General features: G+C 70.4%; 17 protein-coding genes and 1 pseudogene. 6 read left to right on the plus strand and 12 right to left on the minus strand.

Features of this window, described 5'->3' with window-relative positions:
- Positions 1-113 precede the first annotated feature (113 nt).
- From FE633_RS14985 to FE633_RS14995, 3 genes are all read left to right on the plus strand, one after another.
- A complete protein-coding gene (locus FE633_RS14985; RefSeq protein WP_138045623.1) occupies positions 114-557 on the plus strand; it encodes a helix-turn-helix transcriptional regulator in 444 nt (147 codons plus the stop codon).
- 33 nt (positions 558-590) lie between these two features.
- Positions 591-1,028 (plus strand): VOC family protein, encoded by a 438-nt coding sequence (locus tag FE633_RS14990; RefSeq protein WP_138045624.1) that lies wholly within the window; start codon positions 591-593, stop codon positions 1,026-1,028.
- Positions 1,029-1,103: 75 nt separating this feature from the next.
- Positions 1,104-1,280 (plus strand): hypothetical protein, encoded by a 177-nt coding sequence (locus FE633_RS14995; protein ID WP_246113631.1) that lies wholly within the window; start codon positions 1,104-1,106, stop codon positions 1,278-1,280.
- A 3-nt stretch (positions 1,281-1,283) separates the two neighbouring features.
- Here FE633_RS14995 and pyrE read toward each other — a convergent pair whose 3' ends face one another.
- Positions 1,284-1,808: an orotate phosphoribosyltransferase gene (gene pyrE, locus FE633_RS15000; protein WP_138045625.1), complete on the minus strand. Its 525-nt coding sequence runs from the start codon at positions 1,806-1,808 to the stop codon at positions 1,284-1,286.
- A 244-nt stretch (positions 1,809-2,052) separates the two neighbouring features.
- Between pyrE and FE633_RS15005 the strand changes: the two genes are divergently transcribed.
- Complete coding sequence (locus tag FE633_RS15005; protein WP_138045626.1) at positions 2,053-2,826, plus strand: L,D-transpeptidase family protein; 774 nt, start codon at positions 2,053-2,055, stop codon at positions 2,824-2,826.
- A gap of 581 nt (positions 2,827-3,407) precedes the next feature.
- Here the strand turns inward: FE633_RS15005 and FE633_RS15010 are convergent.
- Both FE633_RS15010 and FE633_RS15015 read right to left on the minus strand, forming a co-directional pair.
- Positions 3,408-3,602, minus strand: a complete 195-nt coding sequence (locus FE633_RS15010) for a ferredoxin (protein WP_138045627.1) — start codon at positions 3,600-3,602, stop codon at positions 3,408-3,410.
- Positions 3,603-3,614: 12 nt separating this feature from the next.
- Entirely contained in the window at positions 3,615-4,796 is a 1,182-nt protein-coding gene (locus FE633_RS15015) for a cytochrome P450 (protein WP_138045628.1), read from the minus strand.
- Positions 4,797-5,492: 696 nt separating this feature from the next.
- Here FE633_RS15015 and FE633_RS47195 point away from each other — a divergent pair.
- The gene (locus tag FE633_RS47195) at positions 5,493-5,651 is read left to right on the plus strand and encodes a hypothetical protein (protein WP_171059957.1); all 159 of its coding nucleotides are present in this window, start codon (positions 5,493-5,495) and stop codon (positions 5,649-5,651) included.
- Positions 5,648-6,027: pseudogene (locus tag FE633_RS15020) on the plus strand (peptidase inhibitor family I36 protein). Before FE633_RS47195 ends, FE633_RS15020 begins: the two are co-directional and overlap by 4 nt.
- 70 nt (positions 6,028-6,097) lie before the next feature.
- Here FE633_RS15020 and FE633_RS47200 read toward each other — a convergent pair.
- The 9 genes from FE633_RS47200 to FE633_RS15065 form a co-directional block, all read right to left on the minus strand.
- Positions 6,098-7,357 carry a DUF1152 domain-containing protein gene (locus tag FE633_RS47200; RefSeq protein ID WP_171059958.1) on the minus strand — a complete coding sequence of 420 codons (1,260 nt, stop codon included), beginning with the start codon at positions 7,355-7,357 and terminating at the stop codon, positions 6,098-6,100.
- Positions 7,358-7,453: 96 nt separating this feature from the next.
- Positions 7,454-8,272, minus strand: coding sequence for an IclR family transcriptional regulator (locus tag FE633_RS15030; RefSeq protein ID WP_138045629.1), 819 nt, complete (start codon positions 8,270-8,272; stop codon positions 7,454-7,456).
- The gene (locus FE633_RS15035) at positions 8,269-8,997 is read right to left on the minus strand and encodes an MBL fold metallo-hydrolase (protein ID WP_138045630.1); all 729 of its coding nucleotides are present in this window, start codon (positions 8,995-8,997) and stop codon (positions 8,269-8,271) included. The genes FE633_RS15030 and FE633_RS15035 overlap by 4 nt, the downstream gene beginning before the upstream one ends.
- Complete coding sequence (locus FE633_RS15040; RefSeq protein WP_138045631.1) at positions 8,988-10,211, minus strand: M20 family metallopeptidase; 1,224 nt, start codon at positions 10,209-10,211, stop codon at positions 8,988-8,990. Before FE633_RS15040 ends, FE633_RS15035 begins: the two co-directional genes overlap by 10 nt.
- Positions 10,208-11,155 carry an ABC transporter permease gene (locus FE633_RS15045; protein ID WP_138045632.1) on the minus strand — a complete coding sequence of 316 codons (948 nt, stop codon included), beginning with the start codon at positions 11,153-11,155 and terminating at the stop codon, positions 10,208-10,210. The genes FE633_RS15040 and FE633_RS15045 overlap by 4 nt, the downstream gene beginning before the upstream one ends.
- Positions 11,152-12,105 carry an ABC transporter permease gene (locus tag FE633_RS15050; protein WP_138045633.1) on the minus strand — a complete coding sequence of 318 codons (954 nt, stop codon included), beginning with the start codon at positions 12,103-12,105 and terminating at the stop codon, positions 11,152-11,154. The genes FE633_RS15045 and FE633_RS15050 overlap by 4 nt, the downstream gene beginning before the upstream one ends.
- Positions 12,098-14,275 (minus strand): sugar ABC transporter ATP-binding protein, encoded by a 2,178-nt coding sequence (locus FE633_RS15055; protein ID WP_138045634.1) that lies wholly within the window; start codon positions 14,273-14,275, stop codon positions 12,098-12,100. Before FE633_RS15055 ends, FE633_RS15050 begins: the two co-directional genes overlap by 8 nt.
- Complete coding sequence (locus FE633_RS15060) at positions 14,272-15,339, minus strand: ABC transporter substrate-binding protein (RefSeq protein ID WP_171059959.1); 1,068 nt, start codon at positions 15,337-15,339, stop codon at positions 14,272-14,274. Before FE633_RS15060 ends, FE633_RS15055 begins: the two co-directional genes overlap by 4 nt.
- A gap of 477 nt (positions 15,340-15,816) precedes the next feature.
- Positions 15,817-16,455: a ribonuclease FAU-1 family protein gene (locus FE633_RS15065; RefSeq protein ID WP_138045636.1), complete on the minus strand. Its 639-nt coding sequence runs from the start codon at positions 16,453-16,455 to the stop codon at positions 15,817-15,819.
- Positions 16,456-16,634 lie beyond the last annotated feature (179 nt).

The raw sequence follows: 16,634 nt of genomic DNA on the forward strand, positions 1-16,634 counted from the left end.
CGAGCGCGAACCGCGATATACAGCAGGACCGGAACCACCCCAGGCGGTCGCCACAGGATGCCCCAGGTCGGCCACCGAGACTTCCGGGAGCGGCGGGTCCCGGTGACCTCACAATGGGTCCCGTGACCCATATTCCGATCGCTCGTCATCTGCTCCGCGCCAGGGATCTAGCGGACGCCCGGTACCCCGAGGCACTCACTGTGGCCGACATGGCCGCGGCCGCCGCGCTGTCCCCTGCCCACTTCAGCCGCCGCTTCAAGGCCGCGTTCGGCGAATCGCCGCACCAGTACCTGCTGACCCGTCGCCTGGAGCGGGCTGCCGCCCTGCTGCTTGCGACCGACTGGACGGTGGCCGCGATCGGCGTCGCCGTCGGTGTGCGGAGCATCGGTTCGTTCACGACGAGTTTCCGGAGGATGTACGGGATGACCCCGCAGGCGTACCGTGCGGCGCTCCCGCCCGCCGCACGGCATGTGCGCATCCCCCGCTGTGTGGCGATGACCTACGGTCGGCCACGAAACCGCACGTTTCGAGAAGACACGGCGTTGTCGGCTGCCTAGCGTCGATTCCAGGCAACCGACCGAGGAGCGACCATGACGACGATCAAGATCGCCAATGCGCAGTTCTGGGTGCACGACCAGGACGAGGCGCTTGACTTCTACACCAGGAAACTCGGCTGGGAGGTCCGGGCGGACGTGACGATGGAGGCATGGAGCTTCCGGTGGCTGTGCGTCGCCCCGCCCGGCGGGGAGGGTCCGGCGCTGGTGCTGATGCCGGTACCGGCGCAGCCGATGCTGGACGAGGCGAGCAGTGCCCAGCTGTCGGATCTGGTGGCTAAGGGTGCGGGCGGCACGCTGTTCCTGGAGACCGACGACTGCGAGGCCGCGTATGACGAACTGTCCGCCCATGGCGTTGAGTTCAACGACCCGCCGACGGCGCAGCCGTACGGGATCGACACATCGTTCCGCGACCCGTCGGGCAACAACATCCGGCTCACGCAGGTGCTGGAGTTCGATCCGGAACGGCACTGACCCCAATCCGCAGGGAGTGCTTCCTTTCTGAGTGGCCATCGGGGTCGCCAGCTTCTTCGATCTTGAGTGGGAGGGATGTCCCGAAGGCGGCGTGGTCATGCCGCTACCGCGTGCCGGGGAGGCGCTGTCGCGGCCTGGGGCAAGCCGGCGGTGCTGACGCCCGAGGGCGACTGGGACCAGAGCCATCCGGGGCTGGGGTTCGATGTCGAGTCCGACCGGGTGGTGTTGCTGGCGGAACCGCAGATCAGCTGACCGTCAAGCTGCCGCTCTCAGGTCATCCGCAGTCAAAAGTGACAGCAGGCTGATCCTCTCGGCTGCCAGGGCCTCGGCCCCACCTTGCAGACGGTCAATGACGCACAGAGCCTCGCGGACGTCCGCGCCCAGAGCACGCAACTCGGCAGTGGACAGCACAATCTGACCACCACTGGTGACCACGTCTTCCACGACCAATACCCGGCGCCCGGCAATGTCGGCACCCTCAGCCAGGCGGCACGTTCCGTACTCCTTGGCGTGCTTGCGTACGAACGCACAAGGCAGACCGGTGTGTCGACCGAGCGCGGTCACCACCGGAATCCCACCCATCTCGAGGCCGGCCAACACCTCCGTGCCCGCCGGCACGAGAGGGACCATCTCCCGCGCGATGGAGTCAAGAAGGACGGGGTCGCCTTCGAAGCGGTACTTGTCGAAGTACTCGGTGGCCCTGCGCCCCGAACGGAGCACGAAATCGCCGGTCAGGTGAGAAGCGGCATGGATCTGGCGAGCCAGCTCTGAAGAAGTCACAGAACCGAAGTATCCCAGCCACATCGAACCGCAAATGGCTGTGCCGGTCGTACAGCTGGTGACCGGCGTGATGCAGCGCGGCCGCCCGCCGGTGCCCCGGGTGCGTGCCCTCGGCGACCGTGGCCTCAGACAGTCGGCCAAAAGATCGATATTCGTCCCGATCGGCGCAACAGCGCGCGTCGATCCCCACGGGAGGCCCTTAGCGTCCCAAGTGGCAGGGGGGATTCCTTCGAAGGGTCCGTATATGTCGCCCCACATAGCGCCGCTGCCGGCCATCGCCGCACTGGTGGGCGCCGGTCTGCTGCTCAACGTCTGGTCGGGCGCCGGCGACGGCGCGTCTGCCGTGCCCAGACGAACGGTGAGCGCCGCAGGAGGGGCGGCAGGCAGCACCGGAAGGCCCGCACCCCAGCCGCACATCATCCGGCCCATGGAAATACCCGCGCTCGGCCCCAAGATCCGCGCCCGGCTCACGACCGCCAACCGGCAGGCAGTCGTGGTGACCGGCGGCAGCAGGAACTCCCACCAGGCCACCGTCATGCTCTATGAGCGTGACCCTGTCCAGGGCTGGCGCACCGCCTCCGGCCCCTGGCGCGCACGCAACGCTCTGCGCGGCTGGACCGAGGACCACAGGCAGGGCGACCTCCGCTCGCCGATCGGTGTGTACGGCCTCACCGACGCGGGAGGGCGGCTGCCCGATCCGGGCACACGGCTCCCTTACGAACAGGAGTCCGCCTTCACTGTGAGCGGCACCGGCTTCGAGGGCGAATCACTGGACGGATCCTTCGACTATGTGGTGGCCATCAACTACAACCGCATCCCACACACCACCCCACTGGACCGGGGCCGGCCGTTGGGCACAGCCAAAGGCGGCGGCATCTGGATCCATCTGGACCACGGCGGCCCGACCCACGGCTGCATAGCACTGTCGAAAGGCCGGATGAAGGAACTGCTGCGCTGGCTGGACCCGACCAAGAAACCGGTCGTGGTCATGGGGCCGGAAACTGCCCTCGGGAAGTGAGCGACCACTTCGCCCTTGCGCTCGCGAAGAACAACCTGACGGCCGCCCCCATCGCACCCTCCACCACTGCGCTCGTCACTCACGCGGTGCGCAAAGCCCTGGACATCCCCGTGTGAGTCAACAACCCGAGACTGGAAAAGTTTCGCTCCGTCAGGAATCAGGATCCGCCCGAGCATCAGCTCAATCTCGGCGCAGAGCGAAACAAGCCGTGCGTCGAAGCCTTCGTCTTCGACCCCTTCGGCGTGATCATCTCCTTCGACAACGACGTCGTGCCCGCGCGACCCGCCAGGCACTGCACCGATCCCGACGAGGCCCTTCAATACCTCGAGGGGCTCCGGGCCCGCCCTGAGATCATCACCGTGAGGTGACCCTGCACCAGGTGCATCGCCGACTCGCCGATACTGGCAGGTCGCGCAGGCGAGGCAACCGGAACTTCAGTTCTTCACGGAGTTGCTCGTGTCCTGCGATCTTGGATACGCGAAGCCGGCCCCGGAGGCATTCCCGTGCGCGGGCCAGGGCCGACCGCCGACCGCCGACCGCCGACCGCGCGGTTGTAGCAGCACAAGGGTTCGGAAACAGCCTTACCCTTCGGAAACAGTGATCGCTCCGACCGGACAGGCGCGGGCGGCCTCCCGCAGGAGCGGATCGCCGCCGCCGTCTTCCCGGCCCGGGAGCACCTCACTGAAACCGTCGTCGTCCTGGGTGAACACGCCTGGTGCGGTCAGGGCGCACTGGCCCGCGCCGATGCAGGAATCCCTGTCGATCTTGATGTGCATGACGGCTATCCTCTACCAGGTCACGGGCAGTTCGAGCATTCCCTGAACCGTGTCGCCCGGCTTGAAGGGAATCTCGTCCGCGGGGGCCGCCAGACTCAGACCGGGCAGCCGGTCGAAGAGCGTCCGCAGCGCGATCTCCATCTCGGCCCGGGCCAGGTTCTGCCCGAGGCACTGGTGGATGCCGAAGCCGAACGCGACGTGATGACGGGGCGAGCGGTGCCAGTCCAACGTGTCGGGCTCCGCGAAGGCGTTGGCGTCGCGGTTGATGACGGACGTCGAGAAGACGACCCCCTCGTCGGCCCGGATCGTCGTACCGGCGATCTCGATGTCCTCGGTGGCCACCCGCAGCAGCCCGTCGGCGATGGACAGAAAGCGCAGCAGCTCCTCCACCGCGGTCGGAATCAGGGCGGGCTCGGTGCGCAGTTCGGCCAGCCGCTCCGGGTGGCGAAGCAGCGTGAAGGTGCCGAGCGAGATCATGTTCGCCGTCGTCTCGTGGCCGGCGACCAGCAGAATCGTTGCCAGGGCGACCAGCTCGGCCCGGTCAACTGTCCCTTCGCGCAGCTGCTCGTGGATCAGCTCGTCGAGCAGTCCGTCGCCGGGCTCCTTCTGTTTGCGGTCGATCAACGTGCCGAAGTACGCCTCGAGTTGGTCGCGCGCGTCCAAGGTGTCGGCGGCCTGTGGGCCGCGCAGCAGCCTGCGGGACTGCGCCTCGAAGAAGTCATGGTCCTCATACGGGACGCCGAGCAGCGCGCAGATCACCATCGACGGCACGGGCAGCGCGAAGGCGCTCACCAACTCGGCCGGCGGCCCCTGTGCCACCATCGCGTCGAGCAGCCGGTCGACGGTCTGCTGGATCTGTGGCCGAAGCGCAGCCGTCCGCTTGAGTGTGAAGCTCGGGATCAGCAGCCGCCGTTGGGTGTTGTGCTTGGGGTCGTCCACGCCGAGCAGTGCCGCGCGGCGGTCCCGGATCCCGGCGAAACGCGCGGTGGGAATGGGGAATCCATGGCGGTCGCGCTCGGACGACAGGCGCTGGTCGACCAGCAGTTCGCGGGCCACGGAATGGCCGGTGACCACCCAGACCTCGCGGCCGTCGAACAGGGCCACCCGAGAGAGGGGCCGTGCCATCGGCTCGTAGGCGGTGGGCGGGTGGTAGGGGCAGGTGCGGTCCTGGGGGAAAGCGACCGGTTCCGTCATCGATGACCTCGCAAGCGAAGGTTCCTCTTACCGATCTTCATTAGATGCCCGGGGCACCTACGTAGCCACCGCGAAGTTCAGCCAGATCCGTCGGACGCATCATCTGGCCGAACCTCGTCGCCCCAGCGAGGCCGGATTCTCGCCGGGAGGTTGTGCGCGGGCTCGCGCACCAGACCCTCTCGTGCGCCGTGGGCGCATTGGGCGCACGGGCAACGGCTGCGGTAACTCCGCGCCCGGCGGGTTCGCCGTGCCCGCCGACCATGTGCACCGGCACGCCAAGTCGTTCAGCTCTCAGGTCGACACGACGGCGTACCGCCCTCCATTTCCCCAGCCAGGGACGCTGCCTGCAGCGCACGATCCGGGGCGGGGACCACTCCGAGAACTGGGAGTGGTGGAACAAGCTCGACGCGATCGACACCACACGGCACGCCGGCTGCGAGCCAGGGTGAGTACCACGGGGCGCGCACATCTCACCGCCCAGCTCACCACGATCTGTCTGACGGCCGCGCTCGCCGGCCTCTCCGGCTGCGGCGCGCCGCGCGAACCGGCCGTCTCGCTCAGCCCGGCCGACACGCTCAAGGCCGCCCAACTGCTGCGCTCACGCTGCCCGGCGGGCACGTCATCGGGCACCACACCGACGGCTGCCTGGCGGCCGCGGAGCGCCGCCTCCACGGAGACCAGCGCCGCTGGTTCCGGGTGGCGACGACCGTCAACAACGTCAAGACCAAAGCCTTGTCCCAGGACCGCGCCGACTACCGGGACCTGCGCGCGCACGCACTCGCCGAGGCGAGGGCACTGCTCACCGCCGACCACCACGAACTCACCGCAGCACGCAAGGAAAGGCCCACCTCATGAAGCAGCCCGTCGCCCTCCTCGCCGCCGCCCTGCTCACCGTCGGAGCGAGCCTGGCAACTGCCACGCCCGCCTCGGCCGTGGACTGTCCGAGCGGCACCTTCTGTGTCTGGACGGACGTCGACTTCAATGGGCAGTGAACGCCTCGGGCCACGACGAATGGTAGGAGAACTGGATCGCCGACGAGGACTCCTCGTGGGCGAACCATGGGATCTCCGGCCCCGGCGTCAAGGACCACATCAAGGTCTACGAGGAAGCCATCCAGTTCCCGTCCACCGGCGGCGACATGACGATCTGCCTTCGCCCCGGCGACGGGGTTCGCCACAACGCCACCGCCAACGACCGCGGCGACTCCCACGTGTGGGCCATGGGCTGCTGAACCTCGTCAACCTCGTCAACCCCGTCGCCGCCCCGGCCGGCCGCGGTGGGCGCCGGGGGCGGATGTTCCGTCAGCCGAGTTGTTTCAGTGCGGTGGGAATGCGGTCGAGTACCGGGAACGGGAACAGGCCGTAGTGGTAGAAATCCACCGCGTCCGCGCCGCCGGGGCCGGAGGCCGCCTGTGTCCTGGCCGCCAGGGCTTCGGCGGACGCGGTGTCGGGGGCGCCCGGACGCATGACGGCACGCAGGGTGCAGGCGTCGGGCAGGGCCGTGCGGTAGGCGACCGTGTCCGCGGCGGTCCGGGCGGGGTCGCGCGCGTAGGCGAGCACGGCGTAGCCGGGGACGGCGGCGCCGACGGCCGCCGGGTCCACGCCGATCCTCCAGGCTTCGTCGGCCGCGAGCGCGCCGGTCGGCAGGCCGTCGGCGTAGCCCTTGACCGCGCCGGTCAGGTCGAGGAAGACCAGCTCCGATCCCTCGGCCTCCACGGCGTCCGCCACTGTCGCCGCCAGGGAGGTGACGGTGGTGTGGCGGGTTCGGACGTACGCGGCGACCGCCTCACCCACCTGTCCGGCCAGTGCATCCGGGGTGAGGGGCCCTGGCAGCGGATCCGCGCCGTCCAGCACCCGGCCTACGGCCCGTGCCGCCTCGTTGCGGGCCGTTGCGGACTCCACTCCCGCGGTCTCGGCGCGCCGGGCGCAGTGCGGGCAGAAGCACAGGCCCAGCAGGAACTCCTCCAGCGGGCCGAGGGGGACGAAGCTGCGCTCGTGGTGGTAGCCGTGTCCGAAGGTCCCGAAGTGGAGGGACTCGGCGACCACCGCGTCCACGCCTTGGCGGGCCACCGCGCGGGCCAGGGCGACGGCGTAGGCCCGTACGTCCGGGTGGGCGGGACACAGGTCGGCCGGGGCGCCACGGTCACCGAAACAGTTCTCCTGGGTGACGTCGGGGTGGGCGAGGCCGAGGGTGGTGTTGTGCAGGAAGACCGTCCAGCCGTGCAGGGCCGCGCCTCTGTCGCTGGTGCGCCGGCGAACCTCGCGCAGGGGCTCCTCGTCGGCGCCGGACTGCACGGGCGGGATCAGGCGGACACCGTCGAACAGGTCGGCCGGCGGCATGAAGTGGACACCGTCCTGGCGCAGGGTGACGCGGGCGGGGCCGTGCGGAGTGACGTCGCGGGCGCGATGGTAGGCGGCGGCGACGGTGACCGTGTCGCAGCCGTACGTTCCCAGGATCCGGTCGAGGACGGCGTCCGAGCCTTCGGCGCGCAGGTCCTCGACGAAGGCATAGACGGACGACCTGGACGGGGACGGGAACGTCATCCGTTGGGGGCTGTTCACGGGGGCTCCTGTCGTACGTCGAGTGGTGTCCCGGTCGGGCGGATCGGCGGCTCTTCAAAGTCGGCACTTCAGGAGGGGCACATCAGGAGGGGCACGTCAGGGGGTGGCGGGCCGGTTCCGGCCGCCGTCCCGTCCCCGGGAGCTGCCGAGGGCGCGGGAGATGTCCAGACCCGTGCGGACGACCAGGGCACCGACCTCGTGGACCCGGGCGGGGACCATACGGGTGGTGAGGCCGGAGACGCTGAGCGCTCCGATCGCCGCGTCGGTGTGGTCGAAGACGGGTGCGGCGACGCACCGCACCTCGGGTTCGTTCTCTCGGTCGTCGATGGCGTAGCCCCGTCGGCGGACGCGGTCGAGTTCGGCGCGCAGCCGTTCGGGGTCGGTGACGGTGTGGGCGGTGACCGGGGGCATACCGGCGGCGACCACGGCGTGGAACGCCTCCTCGTCCTGCCAGGCCAGGATGGCCTTGCCGACGGCGGTGCGGTAGGCGGGGACGCGGCTGCCGATGCGGGAGGCCATACGGACGTTGGTCTCGTTCTCGACCTTGTCGATGTAGACGACGTCCGGCGGCTCGTACACCACCAGGTGGCAGGTCTCCCCCACGACATGCTGGAGCAGCCGCAGCGGTTCCGCTGCGACCGATCTCAGGTCGAGGGAGGAGAGGTAGGCCTGGCCCAGCCGCAGGGTGCCGTGACCGAGCCGGAACCAGCCGGTCTCCCGGTCGCGGACCAGCAGGTCGGCCTCGATGAGTGGCGTGGCGAGACGCAGCACGGTGCTCTTGTTGATGCCGAGGTCCTCCGCGATGCGCGTCAGGGACGTGCCCCGGCCGGTTCCGGAGTGGTCACGGATGTAGTCCAGGACGGTCAGGGCGCGGCGCAATGAGGACGCCTGGTTGCGGCGGGGCGGGGCGGTCATGTCGTACTCCTCGGCATCAGGCCGCGGGCGACGGTGTCGCGGGCGGCTGCAAGGTGTCGCCCTGCGCGGGTGAGCGACACCTCGTGGTGGCCGGGGAAGAGCGCGTCGACGTCGAGCGCGGCCAGCCGGGTGAGACTGGCCGCGTACTCGGGCACGCGGCAGTCATGCAGATTCTGCAGGGAAATGCGGCCCTCGGTGAAGACGCAGTCACCGGAGAAGAGTGCCCGGTAGTCGGGAGTGACGAGGTAGTAGCAGGTGTGGCCGTCGGCGTGGCCGGGTGTGGCGACGGCCCGGACGACGGCTCCGCCGCCCAGGTCGATCTCCGTGCCGTCGGCGATGGGCTCGACGCGGGGGCAGGGCCGGAAGGTGTAGTCGGCCGGGTAGACGCCGGCGGCCTTGCCCTTGTCGACGCTCAGGCCCTGCTCGTCCCCTTCGGCGATCCAGCGCACGGCCGCCGCTCCGGCCAGCACGCGCAGGTCGGGCAGTTGCTCGGCGAGGGCGGCGGCCCCGCCCGCGTGGTCGGCGTGGCCATGGGTGAGCAGCAGGTGGTCCGGCGCGGTGCCCCCGAGGCGCAGGACGGTGTCGGCGGACCGGCCCGCGCCGGCGTCGACTAGGACGCTGCGACGGCTTCCGCGTACGAGGTAGACGTGGCAGTCCAGCGGGTCGGTGAGGTCGAATCCCGCGGCACCGCTGGCGAGGAGGGTGACATGGTCGGTCAGGCGCACGGTGACTCCTGGGTGCCGTTCCGGGGGCCGCCCGGCACCGGCGCGCCCTCACCCAGGCGCTCCCCCATCGCGCGGACCGTCTCCACGACGACCCGCGCGGCCAGCCCCACCTCCGCGAGTTCCACGGATTCCGCTGCGGCGTGGGCGTCCGTCACCGAGCCGGGTCCGAACACCACCGACGGGATGCCGGCGCGGGCCAGTTTGCTGGCGTCGGTGCCGAAGGGCATGCCCTGGATGCCGGACGGACGGCCGTGGGCGGCCAGGGCCGCGCGCAGGGCGGCGACGACGGGGGCGTGGGACGGGGTGTCGAGGGCCGGATCGACCGTGAATGGGCGGTCCAACTCCGCTCCCAGGGCGGCGAGTTCGGCCCGGTCCTGCCGCCAGACCGTGTCGGGGTCCTCGCCGGGGAGGGTGCGACGGTCGACGTCGGCCTCGCAGCTGCCGGGGATGGTGTTGGGTCCGGTACCGCCCCTGATGCGGGTGACCGCGCGGGTGGCCGGGCCCAGGAGCGGATGCGGGACGACGGCCGGGGGCGTGGCGGCGAGGTGGGCGAGGACGGGCGCCATCAGCGAGACGGCGTTGACCGCGTCCGCGGGGCGCGAGCTGTGGCCGGCGCGGCCCGTGGTGCGCACGGTGTAGCGGATGACGCCCTTGTGGGCGGTCACCGGGAGCAGTCCCGTGGGCTCGCCGACCATCGCGCCGACGACCTGGCGGTCCGTCAGGGTACGCAGCAGGTGCAGGACGCCTCGGTAGGCGTGCTCCTCGTCGCACACCCCGGCCAGGACGACCGTGTACGGCGGCGTTTCGCCGCGGGCGAGTTCGGCGACGGCCAGCAGGAAAGCGGCCAGGGGACCCTTGGCGTCGCAGGCTCCCCGCCCGTACAGGCGGCCGTCCCGGACGTCACCGGCGTACGGCGGGACCGTCATGCCATCGGTCTCCACCGTGTCGAGGTGTGATGCGAGCAGAACGGCCGCCGGGGAGCGGCCCGGGACGACGGCGACCACGTTGCACCGGCCCGGCAGCACCTCGTGCAGGGCGGCCCGTACACCGTGGGGCTCCAGCCAGTCCCGTACGTACGCGGCGACGGCCGTCTCGCCTCCGTCACCCGCCTCGTCCCGGGGGTTGACGCTGGGGATGCGTACGAGGTCCCGGACGAGGCCGCCCGCAGGCGCGACGGTCTCCGGGCCGGTCGGTGGCGGTGGCGGTGGCGTCATGTGCGGCGCTCCCTCGCGTAGACCAGCAGGAGGCCGATGATCAGGACGCCGAGGACGACCTGGCGTACGCCCTCCGAGAGGTTCCAGGAGGTCAGCAGCGCGGTGAGCAGGGTGAGCAGCAGGGCGCCGCCGACCGTACCGAGGAGGTGGCCGCGGCCGCCGAGGATGGAGGTGCCGCCGAGTACGACCGCGGCGATGGACAGCAGCTGGTACGGGTTGCCCATGGTCAGCGAGCTGGTGCCGGTGAAGCCGAGCAGCACCAGTCCCGCCACTCCGGCGAGCAGGGCGCAGCAGACGTACGCGGTGAACGCCGTTGCGCCGAGCGGTACCCCGGAGGCGCGGGCGGCGCGCTCTCCGGCGCCGAGCGCGAACGCGTACCGGCCGGCGCGGGACAGGTGCAGGAGCCAGCCGGCGACGGCCGTGATGCCCAGCCACAGCACGAACGCCCATGGCACGCCCAGCAGGCGGCCGTTGGCGAGCGAGTCCAGCAGGGGCACCGCGGCCGAGCTGGGCGATCCGTCGGTGTAGACGAGGAGTGCGCCGGAGAGGATCGTGCCGGTGGCCAGGGTCATCACCATCGGCGGCACCCGCAGCCACACCACGCCGGCCGCGTTGACCGCGCCCACGAGCGCGCTCAGCGCGAGTGCCGCCGTGATGCCGTTCGCGCCGCCTCCGGTGCCGGAGGCGACCTTGGCGCAGACGACCGCGGACAGGGCGACGACGCCGGACACCGACAGGTCGATGCCGCTCATGATGACGACCAGGGTCTGGCCGACCGCGACGATGCCCAGGAACGATGCCGTCTGTACGAGGTAGCGGAAGTTGGAGAGGCTGTCGAAGCCGTGGGCGAAGAGGACGGCCGCGAGCCAGGTGACCGTGAGGACCCCGAACGCCCAGGCGGCCCGGCTGCCACGCAGCGCGGCCACCGATACAAGGCTGCTCATTGGGCCGCCTCCCTCGTGACGTAGGTCTTCAGGGCGAGCGCCGCCACGAGGATCACTCCCTGCAGGACGAGCTGGTAGAAGGGCGAGATCCCGGTGAACAGCAGCAGGTTGGTGAGCAGGCCGATGACCAGGGCGCCCAGTACCGTGCCGCGCATCCGGCCGACTCCGCCGAAGAAGCTGATGCCGCCGAGTACGGAGGCGGCGATGGAGTTGAGCGTGTACGGCGTGCCGATGGTGGGGTCCGCCGAGCCGGTCTGGATCGCGAGCCCGATCCCGGCGAGCCCGGTGAACGCGCCCGCCAGCGCGTATCCGCCGATCTTCACTCCGCGGGTGTGGAGTCCGCTGGCGTAGGCACCGTGTTCGTTGCCGCCCACGGCGTAGAGGGCGAGGCCGTGCCGGGTGGTGCGCAGCAGTTTCCATGCTGCGAGCACGAAGGCGACGGCGACCGCGGGCAGGGCGATGCCGTACCACCCGTTGTTGTACGCGTCCACGAGCCCGCCCGGGACGTGTCCGCCGGGTTGCGGCAGAACCACCAGGGTGACGCCGCTCCACAGGAACGAGGCGGCGAGCGTCACGACGATTGGGGGCAGACCGGCGTACGCGACCAGGGTCCCGTTGACCGCGCCGGCCGCGACGGCCACGCACAGGGCCAGTGCGGCGGCGGTCAGGACTCCGCCCGGGCCCTGCGCGTCGTAGGTGGCGAACACGGCCATGGCAAGCCCGAGCACGGCGCCCAGCGAGAGGTCGATTCCACCGAGCAGCATCACGGTCGTCTGCCCGGCGGCGGCCAGGATCAGCGGCAGGAACTGCGCGGACAGGATGGTGACGGAGGCGGGGGTGAGCAGGCTAGGGTCGTAGTTCTGGTAGGCGACGAGCAGCACCAGCAGGAGGGCGAGCAGTCCGAGAAGGTCGGTGTTGCCCCGGGCTGCCATTGTGATCCGCTCACGCATGGGTCACGCTCCCGGAGGGGTCTGGACGGTCGCTGATGTCTGCGGCGCTGCCATCGGCGCCGTCTTCGGCTGCGGCGAGCGGTCCGTCGGCCTGGGTGTCACCGAGGCCGAGGCCGAGGCCGCCGGCGGATGCGGGGTCGCCAGGCGGCCTCGGCCCCGGGCCGGTGTCCGCAGCCGAGGTCAGGCCGCCCTCGCCCACGAGGGCGTCGGCGGCCCCCTCGGTGCCGGCGCGATCATCGGCACCATCTGCCGCATCGTGCCGAACGGCTTGGCCTTCGTCCGGCGCCGGGGCCAAGTCAGCAGCCCCACCCGCGGCGGCGTCGACGGGACCGATGACGACCAGGACCTCACCTGAGCCACCGGCGGCAACCGGGGCCGGACTCGACGCGGGCTCGACAGCCGCCTCCGGCACCGGCTCCTCGACGAACCCACCTGCTTCCGACTCCGGCTCCGCTGCGACAACCCCGCCCACCACAACCTCGGCAGCATCGAAGGCGACCACGGCCTCACCCGGACCACCGGCGGCAACCCGGGCCGGACTCGGCGCGGGCTCGACTGCCCGCTCCGGCACCGTGGTCTCGTCGAAGCCGGATGCGCCCGGTTCGGCATCGGGCTTCGGGTCCGGTTCGGCGGGCGCACCCGCAGGCCCGGTGGCCGTGCCCATCACGGACGCCCGTACCAGGCGCTCTTCCGTCAGGGCGGAGCCCGTGAGCCGGTCCACGACGCTGCCCTCGTACAGGACCGCCACTTCGTCGCAGAGGCCGACCAGTTCCATGGTGTCTCCGGAGGTGACGAGGACCGCCAGGCCGGCGTCGGCGAGGCGGCGCAGGAGGTGGTAGATCTCGCGTTTGGTGCCGATGTCGATGCCACGGGTCGGTTCGGCGAGGAGGAGGACGGCAGGGTCGGTCGGCAGCCATTTGGCCAGGGCCAGCTTCTGCTGGTTGCCGCCGGAGAGGCGGCGGGCCTCCTGCGCCGGGGACGCGGCCTTGATGCGCAGCCGGTCGGTCAGTTCGGCGACCAGCCGGCTCTCGGCCGGACGCGAGACGGTGGTGAGGCGGCTGCCGGGGGCGAGGGTGCGCAAGCTGGGCAGGGCGAGGTTGTCGCGCACGCTGCGCGCGGTGTGTACGCCCTCGGTCTTGCGGTCCTCGGGGACGTACGCGATGCGGTGCCGGATGGCGTCACGGGGAGAGGAGAGTCGTACCGGCCGGCCGTCGAGCGTGACCTGCCCCGTGTGCCGGACCAGGCCGAACAGGGCGCGCAGCACTTCGCGTTGGCCTTGTCCCTGCAGTCCGCCGAGGCCGAGAATATGGCCGGGTACGAGGTCCAGGTCGACGGAGGAGCACGCGCCGGGGACGGTCAGGTCCCGGGCCCGCAGCAGGGGCTCGGCCGGGGCCCCGGACGCCTTCTCGGGGAACAGGTCCGACAGCTCCCGTCCCACCATCAGCCGCACGATGTCGTCGTGGTCCGTCCGCTCCCGCTCCCGGGTCGCCATCACCGCCCCGTCCTTCAGGACCGTCAACCGGTCGCTTTCCGCGAAGAGTTCGGCCATGCGGTGGCTGACGAAGATCACCGAGCCTCCCTGGTCGCGCAGTTCGCGGACGACGCGGAAGACGGCGCCGACCTGGTCCTCGTCGAGTGCCGAGGTGGCCTCGTCGAGGATGAGGAGGCGGGGCTCGCCCGCCAGCGCCTTCGCCAGTTCGACCAGTTGCTGGCGGCCGAGCGGCAGCCGCCCGGCCCGGGTACGCGGGTCGACGTCCAGGCCGACCCGTTCCAGCAGCGGCCGGGCCCGCGCCGCGAGGTCGCGAGCCCGTACCAGACCGCGCCGGCTGGGCCAGGCGCCGAGGAAGACGTTCTCCGCGACGCTCTGGTGCGGATTGAGGCTCAACTCCTGGTGGACGGAGCCGATCCCGGCGGCCCGGGCGCGGTGCGGCGACCACGCCCGGGACACGGGTGCGCCGTCGTAGACGACACGGCCCGAGTCGGGCGCGAGTAGCCCGGTGACGAGGGAGAGCACGGTGGACTTGCCGGCCCCGTTCTCACCGACGAGTGCCAGCACCTCGCCGGGCTCGACCGTGAAGCTCACCTCCTTGAGCACCTGGTTCCCCGCGAACGACTTCGACACCTGTTCCACGCTCAGCAGCGGCGCCATGGTCACCTGCTCACCGCTCACTTGCCGATGAGCTTGTCGATCTCGGACTGCGGCAGCTCGTTGATCGGGTACGAGTCGTCCGGCTGGTCCGTCTTCACGTACTCGGAGAGGTTGTCGTCGGTGATCTCGGGAAGCGGGACGGTGATGTCCTGCGGCACCGACACGCCCTCCTCCTTGGCGACGGCCGCCTCCATGGCGATCACGGCGAGGTAGTTGGGCTGGGCGGTGGCGAGGGAGGAGAAGCCCTTCTTCTGCTTGGACTGCCACATCTTCAGGAAGCCGTTGTAGTTCTCACCGGTGACGGGGACGAGTTTCTTGTCCTGCTTGATCAGGGTCTGGAGCGCGGCGGCGGACAGCGCACCGCCCTGCGAGAACACTCCGTCGATGGTCGGGTTGGCCGAGTAGGCGGAGGCGAAGGCCTGGGCGGCCGGGGCGAGGTTGTACTCGCTGTGCACATTGCTGACGATCTTGATGTCGGGATACTTCTTGAAGACCGTCTCGGCACCGGACCAACGGTCCTCACTGACGGCCACGCCTGCCGGGCCGTTCATGGCGATGATGCTGCCCTTGCCGTTCAGCTTCTTGGCCAGCCACTCGGCCATCATCGAGCCCCACGCCTTCTGGTCCGTGCCGACTCTGATGACCTTCTTGCTGGTGGGCAGGGAGTCGAAGGCGACGACGGTGATGCCTGCGGCCACGGCCTGTTCGAGCGCCGGGTTGAGCGCGGTGGAGGAGCCGGCGTCGACGAGGATCACGTCGTACTTCTGCTGGATCATCGCCCGGATCTGCGAGATCTGCTGCGACGTGTCGCCGTTGGCGTTGAAGGTCTTGAACGAGGACACCTTGCCCGCCGCCTTCAGCTTGTCGACGTCGGCCTTGAGCATCCTCAGGGTCTGCTGCATCCACGACGGCGTCAGGTAGATGGTCGACCAGCCGACCTTGAGGTCCTTGGCCGCCGCGGCGGAGGCACTCGCGCCGCTCTTGGCGGTGTCGCTGTCGGACTCGACGTTGCACGCGGTGATCCCGGCCAGCGCGCACAGCGAGGCTGCCACTGCCACCACACCACGTACGGAACGTGTGTTCATCGAAGCTCCTCGATTCCCTCGGGAGGTACCCGGGCTGGGCACGTGGCCCGGGTGACGGTGAGTTGGGGAGGGGGCTTTCACCAGACCCGCGCGCCGGAACATCACTGTTCCTGGTGGTGGGGGGCGCTTCGCCCGGTGAGGACCGGTCTGTTGAGAGGGCAACGTAGGAGGTGTGCGTGGCCGCGCACCACATCTGCACCACAGAATTTCGCATTGCACAACACGGCAGCTCGGAGGGGTGCGGAGCCAGGGGCCGGGGTAGCGCCAGACCGTCGCACGGCCGCGGGGGTTCCGGCGACGGGCCGGCGGCCTCATCGGGGGCCGGGCCCCGCCGAGGCAGGCCTTTGAGGCAGGGCCTTGAGGCGCGGCATGGGGGGCGACTTTGAGGCCCCTTTTGGGACCGTTTGCGACGGTAGGCCGCAGCGACTGCAACGACAGAGCAGACCGTGGGGCGGAATCAGCGGGGGCTCACGGTCATCAGCAGTCCCCCAGCGCAGGCGGCGGCCAGGCGACGTCCCAGCGCCAGGCCGCCCATCGTTCGGCGTCCGCGAACGGCCCAGCGCGGTCTTCGAGTATGGCGACCACCCGGGAACGGGCGAGTTCGACGGCCTGGTGGTCGGCGTCGGTGACGATGCCGAGGCGTCGCACATGGGCGTACTCGTCCTCGTCCTTCCAGTGCAGCCGTGTGAGGTCTGGGTCGATGACGAGATCCACGGTCAGGTCGAAGGTTTCGAACCCGTCGGGGGTGCGCGTCGTGGGGTACTCGAAGTTGACGTACCAGTTCCGCAGTTGGTGCCCGGCAGCGTCGTAGAAGGCATTGATGCTGAACCAGGCCGTCGGCGGCTTCCACAGCAGCAGGACCGTGTCCTGCCACATTCCGGGCCCGAGCTCCCACTCCCCCGCCGCCATCGCCTCGAATGCCTCCCTCCGCACCGACCGGTCGTCGCTGCGGGCCCTTGCGTACAACGAGGGCCACCGCGCCTCCGCCCCGGGACAGCAGGCCGTCACCATCGCCGTGTCAGTGTCCTCAATGACCCGCAGCGCCTGCTCACTCCACACCCGCCCCCGGTAGACGTCACGCCGTACGACCGTCTCCCCGACAGCGAAGCTCCGCATCAGCCCTCACCTCTCCATGGCTCGTCCGGCCGTAGGACCGGCGGATGGACCAGCCCCAGCAGCAACTGAAGGCAACCAGAAGGCAGCTGCTTTGTCTCGGTGACGATCCGCGCTGTATCGAGCCAGGAAACCCTGATGGTGCAGTGGCCGAGCTGGTCAGCATCACCGCATGGACAAGG

Origin of the sequence: Streptomyces montanus (genome assembly GCF_005786655.1) — a bacterium.
Taxonomy (GTDB): Bacteria; Actinomycetota; Actinomycetes; order Streptomycetales; family Streptomycetaceae; genus Streptomyces; species Streptomyces sporangiiformans.